This window comes from Pseudorhodobacter sp. (assembly GCF_030452865.1).
Lineage (GTDB): Bacteria > Pseudomonadota > Alphaproteobacteria > Rhodobacterales > Rhodobacteraceae > Pseudorhodobacter.
In genome coordinates this window covers 1-5,669 of record NZ_JAKDLJ010000238.1, presented here as the reverse complement: position 1 = coordinate 5,669, position 5,669 = coordinate 1, and the positions used below count along the sequence as shown (strand labels likewise).

Annotated in this window: 7 protein-coding genes; 3 read left to right on the top strand and 4 right to left on the bottom strand. The window is 59.3% G+C overall.

Going from position 1 to position 5,669, the window contains the following annotated elements; translation table 11 throughout:
* Window positions 1-33: 33 nt before the first annotated feature.
* Complete coding sequence (gene accD, locus L0H65_RS13320) at window positions 34-1,014, bottom strand: acetyl-CoA carboxylase, carboxyltransferase subunit beta (protein WP_301459537.1); 981 nt, start codon at window positions 1,012-1,014, stop codon at window positions 34-36.
* A 134-nt stretch (window positions 1,015-1,148) separates the two neighbouring features.
* Here accD and L0H65_RS13315 point away from each other — a divergent pair, with 134 nt between their 5' ends.
* Entirely contained in the window at window positions 1,149-2,426 is a 1,278-nt protein-coding gene (locus tag L0H65_RS13315; RefSeq protein WP_301459536.1) for a glycosyltransferase, read from the top strand.
* Here the strand turns inward: L0H65_RS13315 and L0H65_RS13310 are convergent.
* A complete protein-coding gene (locus L0H65_RS13310; protein ID WP_301459535.1) occupies window positions 2,399-3,175 on the bottom strand; it encodes an NYN domain-containing protein in 777 nt (258 codons plus the stop codon). The two genes, L0H65_RS13315 and L0H65_RS13310, sit on opposite strands and share 28 nt — an antisense overlap.
* 132 nt (window positions 3,176-3,307) lie before the next feature.
* On the opposite strand from L0H65_RS13310, the gene L0H65_RS13305 reads away from it, so the two are divergent.
* Window positions 3,308-3,628, top strand: coding sequence for an I78 family peptidase inhibitor (locus L0H65_RS13305; RefSeq protein ID WP_301459534.1), 321 nt, complete (start codon window positions 3,308-3,310; stop codon window positions 3,626-3,628).
* A gap of 41 nt (window positions 3,629-3,669) precedes the next feature.
* Here L0H65_RS13305 and L0H65_RS13300 read toward each other — a convergent pair whose 3' ends face one another.
* Window positions 3,670-4,110, bottom strand: coding sequence for a cytochrome c (locus tag L0H65_RS13300; protein ID WP_301459533.1), 441 nt, complete (start codon window positions 4,108-4,110; stop codon window positions 3,670-3,672).
* Window positions 4,111-4,216: 106 nt separating this feature from the next.
* Entirely contained in the window at window positions 4,217-5,122 is a 906-nt protein-coding gene (locus L0H65_RS13295) for a rhodanese-related sulfurtransferase (RefSeq protein WP_301459532.1), read from the bottom strand.
* Between the two features lie 67 nt (window positions 5,123-5,189).
* Here L0H65_RS13295 and pncA point away from each other — a divergent pair.
* Window positions 5,190-5,669: bifunctional nicotinamidase/pyrazinamidase (gene pncA / locus L0H65_RS13290; RefSeq protein ID WP_301459531.1), on the top strand; the 480-nt coding region annotated here is incomplete at its 3' end.

Here is a 5,669-nt window from a genome sequence, read left to right as displayed (position 1 = left end):
TCCGTTCCAACAGCGCGTCAGAACCAAGGCTGCTCACTTCTTGTCTGCCTTTGTGTTTGCCGCCGCGGCTTTTGTGTCCGGCCTGACGGGCGCGGCCTTGGGTGTTGGCTCCGCAATCGGCACTGTCGCCGATTCGGGCGCGGGCAGATCGCCGCGCACGGCGGGTGGCAGTTTCATCAGCATCCGCAACACGGTCGCCAATTCGTCGCGCAAATTCTTGCGATGGGTCACGCGGTCCAGCATGCCGTGATCCAGCAGATATTCGGCGCGCTGAAAGCCCTCTGGCAGCTTTTCCCGGATGGTTTGTTCGATCACGCGCGGCCCGGCAAAACAGATCAACGCATTGGGTTCGGCGATCTGCACATCGCCGAGCATCGCATAGGATGCCGTCACGCCGCCGGTGGTCGGATGGGTCAGCACGACGATATAGGGAAGGTTCGCCTCTTTCAGCATCTGCACGGCAACGGTCGTGCGGGGCATCTGCATCAGCGACAGGATGCCTTCCTGCATCCGCGCACCGCCTGCCGCCGAAAACAGCACCAAGGGGCGTTTCAGCTTTACTGCGCGCTCGGCAGCAGCAAGAAGCGCATTGCCGACATACATGCCCATCGAGCCGCCCATGAACGAGAAGTCCTGACCAACTGCGACAATCGGGGTGCGGGCAATCTCGCCCTCCGCGACCAACATCGCGTCTTTCTCACCGCTGGCTTTTTGTGCAGCTTTCATCCGTTCGGGATATTTTTTCTGATCGCGGAATTGCAGCGGGTCGACCACCGGTTCCGGCACTTTGACCTCGGCAAACAGGCCACCATCGAACAGGGCGGCGAAACGCTCTCTCGGGGTCATCGCCATGTGATGGTCGCAATTGGTGCAGACGTTCAGATTGTCCTTGAGCTCCCGGTGGAACAGCATGGTTCCGCATTCGGGGCATTTCGTCCACAGGTTCTCCGGCACTTCGCGGCGCGAAAACAGAGAGTTGATCGTGGGGCGGACGTAGTTGTTGATCCAGTTCATCGGTGTTTTGCCCTTTGGTCGCGATGCGTCGGATTGAGATAAGCGCATAGGGCCGGAAATGCAAATATGTCTTGTGGAGTTGCCACCGAGCAAAGCTGGTTGCACAGTGATGGGGTGACACTCAGGGGGCGGTTTTGGCAACAGCAAGCAATGGGGAACGTCGGGCAATCGTCTGCGGCGTCAGCGCCGATCATGCCTTTGCATTGGCGGCGCTGATTGTTGGTTTTGCACGGAACAACCCCGAATTCAACGGCGATTTCGTGGTGTTCCATTCCGGGCTTTCGGTGGAGGATCAGGTGCGATTGCGCGCGCTTTGGCCGCGCGTCGCCTTTCATCCCTTCGACGCGCAGACCCTGTCCGCGCGGTTCGCGGCGGGCACGGACCTGATCGAGGTGCTGGCCTTTTACAGCCCCCTGATCTTTGCCAAATTCGAGATGCTGGATTTGCTGGACCATTATGACCAATGCCTGTGGTTGGATGTGGATATGTTGATTCAGCGCAGTCTGGCGCAGATGTGGGGGTTTGACGGGCTTGCATGGCGCCCTCTGCCTGACGGTGCCTTCGCGCGCCGGGCCAAGGTGATGTCTGCTTTCGCCGCGCTGCGGGGTGACGGTTCGATGCCGTTGCCGAACGGCGGTGCGGTTGGCATGGGGCAAGCCCTGCGCGGTCGGCTGGCAAAAGACGATCTTTATGCGATGGCGGCGCAGTTGATGACGGAAACCGACGCGCATTCAGTGGATGAGCTGGCGCTGTTTTTCACGGCGGCGTCGCGGGGCTTGCCGCTGCACCTACTGGATTTGCGCTTCAACCATCCGGTCGTTGCGCCGGGCGCACGGGAGGCGGCAATCGTTCACGCCATCGGGCCGGACAAGTTCTGGAATTCCGCGCCGCTGCAATTAGGTTATCCTGCCTGGGCGGACGCCGCGCAAAGCTGGCTTGACCTTGGAGGAAGCGGCTATGACGGGCCGCAGCGATTGGTTGACGTGCAGGCGGCAACCCCGGATGCTGCGCTCAAAGCCGCGCGCAACCGCAGTTTTTGGCAAGGCGTCTATGATGCGTTACACGCAGACTTGCCACCGCAGCTTTGTGTTGACCTGCGCAGCGACGGAGCGGCATTGCGGTTTTATATCAGAGGCTTGACGGATAGCGCCCATCTGCGCCTGACCCGCCAACCCAATGAGCGGCGGATCGGGGTAGAGGTTTCTTTTGCTGATGATGCAATCGTTGCTCCGGCGCTATTCGCCCGATTGGACGGAGTGGCGTTTGCGCGGGGCAAGCCATTGGAATTGACCAGAACCAAAACCGGCTGGGCCTATGGCACCGTTGTTCCCCTGTCAGAATGCAGCGCAGTGCTGCGCCGGATCGGTGCTGCCCTTGATGGAGTTCACGCCACGTCCCGCGTCAAAAGCTGACCACCGGGGCCGGATTTCACCTCAAACCGGCTGATCTTGCGCACCAGATCGGACAGCTTGGCGCTGCCATAGGTGCGGGTGTCAAAATCCGGCGCGCCTTGGGTGATATATTGGCCGATCTGTCCCAGTGAATACCATTCGCCATCCGGATCAATCGCCCGCATCGCGGCGATAATCAGCGGGATTGCCTTTTTCGGGGATTCCTTCGACCCTGCTGCCGGTCGCGTTTCCGGCACCAGATCCGGCATGTCCGGCATGATGACTCGGTCCGGTTTGGTCGCCTGCTGCGCGTCTTCGGCGGGTTCATCGCCGCCAAGATTTTCAACATAGATGAAGCGTTTGCAGGCCATACGGAACGCTTCCGGCGTTTTCTGCTCACCGATGCCGTAGACATCAAGCCCCTGTTCGCGGATGCGCGCGGCAAGTCGGGTGAAGTCACTGTCGGAACTGACCAGTACGAAGCCGTCAAACAGCCCCGAATGCAGAAAATCCATCGCCGCAATCACCAGACCGATATCGCTGGCATTCTTGCCCTTGGTGTTGGCGAATTGCTGGTCTGCGACCAGTCCCAGTGCCGCAACCTTGCGCGCCCATCCCGCCAGCCGTTGCGATGACCAATCGCCATAGATGCGCCGCACCGATGCCTCGCCCAACGCGGTGATCTCCTCAAAAATAGCCTCGGCATGGGCGGCGGGGATGTTGTCGGCGTCAATCAAGACGGCAAGGCGCGGCGTGCGCATATCGGGCATGGGGTGTCCTTTCAATTCTGGCGCGACGTTAGCTGACATGCACGGCGAATTATAGCGGATTTGGCGCTACGCAGTCTGTCATTTCCATGGCCGTTGTGCAGAATGTGGGGGAAATCAATGAAGGCCGCAACAATGAAACCTGTTTTAACGAGTATCCTTTGCGCCGCACTTTTCGCCTGCACCCCGACCGCCAGACGCGCGCCAACCGTCTCACCGCCGATGGTGCTGCCGCTGACAGGGGATCACTTGAAAGAGCAGGAACCCGACAGCTGCGGCGCATCGAAACTTGGCCATCTGGTCGGGCAGAATGAGGGGATGTTGCGAACGGTGGCGCTGAAAGGGAGGTATCGCGCGATTTCACCTGATACGCTGGTGACGCAGGAATATGACGCATTCCGGCTGAACGCATATGTCGATGACGCCGGGACCATCCAGCGATTGACCTGCGGCTGAAAGGCCAGTCCACGGGGACCAGCCTTTCCTTTGATCACAGTTTACTTCTTGGCGCGGAAATCGGTGTGGCAGGCTTTGCACGCGCCCCCGATCGCACCGATGCCGGCTTTCACGGCTTCCAGCGAGGAAACGTCGATCGCGGTCGCGGCGGTTTCCAGATCTTTCGCCTTCGACGCGAAACCTTCCATATTCATCCAGATGTCGGGACGTGCCTCCGACACGGGATCGTCTGCTTCGGTTTCAAACTTTGCCGGAATCTCTGCGGCGGCGGCCATCAACGCGGCCTTTGCCGCCGCTGCGGCGCTTGCGTCAAATGCTGATTTGCCCCCCGCCATATCTCCAATAACCTTTGTGTTCTGGCTAATGGTATCCATCAGGTCCATCCGCGCCTTCACGGTTGGGTCTTTTACGCCTTCCTTGGCAATGGCCATCCCGGCGCTCAGGGCAAGGCCGACAATCAGGGCTTTGGTGGCGAATCGCATATCAATACTCTCCTCTAGGGTTATTGGCAGAGTATAGCTGCGACATTCTGTCATACCAGTTGCATTGCCGAAATCCGCGCTCACATCACGCGGTTGTCAGATCGGTTTAACCATCGGCCAGATGCCGCTCCCCCCGCGCGCTTGACAGGGCAATCTGTTTTTGCCGTTCACGAAAGCGTTCGCGGTCGGCATCGGTATGTTCATGCAGGCACTGATGACAGGACACGCCCTCCTCATATTCCGGTCGCTGCGTGTCAGGTGGTGCGAGCGGTCGGCGGCAGGCGTGACAGTTGGAATACGGACCGGGGACAAGGCCGTGACCGACCGAAACGCGATTGTCGAATACATAACATTCGCCATTCCAAAGGCTTTGGTCCTGCGGCATTTCCTCCAGATATTTCAGGATGCCACCTTTGAGGTGAAAGACATCCTCCACCCCTTGCCCCAACAGATAATTCGTTGATTTCTCACAGCGAATTCCGCCGGTGCAGAACATCGCAATCCGTTTGTTGTGAAAACGGTCCTTGTTCGCCTCCCACCACGCCGGAAATTCCCGGAAGGATTTGGTTTCGGGGTCAATCGCGCCTGAAAAACTGCCGATGCCGACCTCGTAGTCGTTGCGGGTGTCGATCACGGCGACATCGGGCGACTGGATCAAATCATTCCATTCCTGCGGGTTCAGGTAATGGCCGACCTGTGCGCGAGGGTCGATATCCGGCTGGCCCATGGTCACAATCTCACGTTTCAGGCGCACTTTGAACCGCCCGAATGCCTGATCGTCTGACCAGCTTTCCTTATGCTCCAACGCGGTGCAGCCGGGCAGCGCGCGGATATGTGCCAGCATCGCATCAATTCCCGCCCGTTCGCCGGAAATAGTGCCATTGATCCCTTCTGACGCCAGCAAAAGCGAGCCCCGGATGCCATTGGCGCGACCAAGATCAAGCAGCGGCTTTTGCAGCGCGGCGAAATCCGGGAAACGGGTGAAATGATAGAGGGCGGCGATGGTAAACATGGGCAGCGTCTTGCCGCGCGCGGCACAAAAATGCAAGGTATCACATGACGCAGGGAAGGGGTTGCAGATGACGGGTGATGCGCTGATCGTGGTTGATGTACAGAATGACTTTTGCCCGGAGGGCGCGCTGGCGGTGGCGGGCGGGCATGAGATTGTCGCTGGTATCAACGCTTTGATGGAGGAATTCGGCGCTGTGGTGCTGACCCAGGATTGGCATCCGGCCAATCACAGCTCCTTCGCCGACAACCATCCCGGTGGGGTGCCGTTCAGTATGGTGACAATGGAATACGGCCCGCAAGTCCTGTGGCCGCGCCATTGTGTGCAAGGCAGCCACGGGGCGGCGTTTCATGCGGCATTGCGAACCGACCCCGCCGATATGCTGATTCGCAAAGGCTTCCGGCCCGCGATTGACAGCTATTCGGCGTTTTTTGAGAATGACCATAAAACCCCGACCGGGCTGGATGGCTATCTGCGCAGTCGGGGGATCGAAACCCTGACGCTTGTGGGCCTTGCCACTGATTTTTGTGTGGCCTATTCGGCTTTGGAT

Bases quoted from the DNA above. Each gene is read 5' to 3' on its own strand.
- accD (WP_301459537.1), bottom strand. From the start codon at position 1,014: ATGAACTGGATCAACAACTACGTCCGCCCCACGATCAACTCTCTGTTT.
- L0H65_RS13310 (WP_301459535.1), bottom strand. From the start codon at position 3,175: ATGCCCGATATGCGCACGCCGCGCCTTGCCGTCTTGATTGACGCCGAC.
- L0H65_RS13305 (WP_301459534.1), top strand. From the start codon at position 3,308: ATGAAACCTGTTTTAACGAGTATCCTTTGCGCCGCACTTTTCGCCTGC.
- L0H65_RS13300 (WP_301459533.1), bottom strand. From the start codon at position 4,110: ATGCGATTCGCCACCAAAGCCCTGATTGTCGGCCTTGCCCTGAGCGCC.
- L0H65_RS13295 (WP_301459532.1), bottom strand. From the start codon at position 5,122: ATGTTTACCATCGCCGCCCTCTATCATTTCACCCGTTTCCCGGATTTC.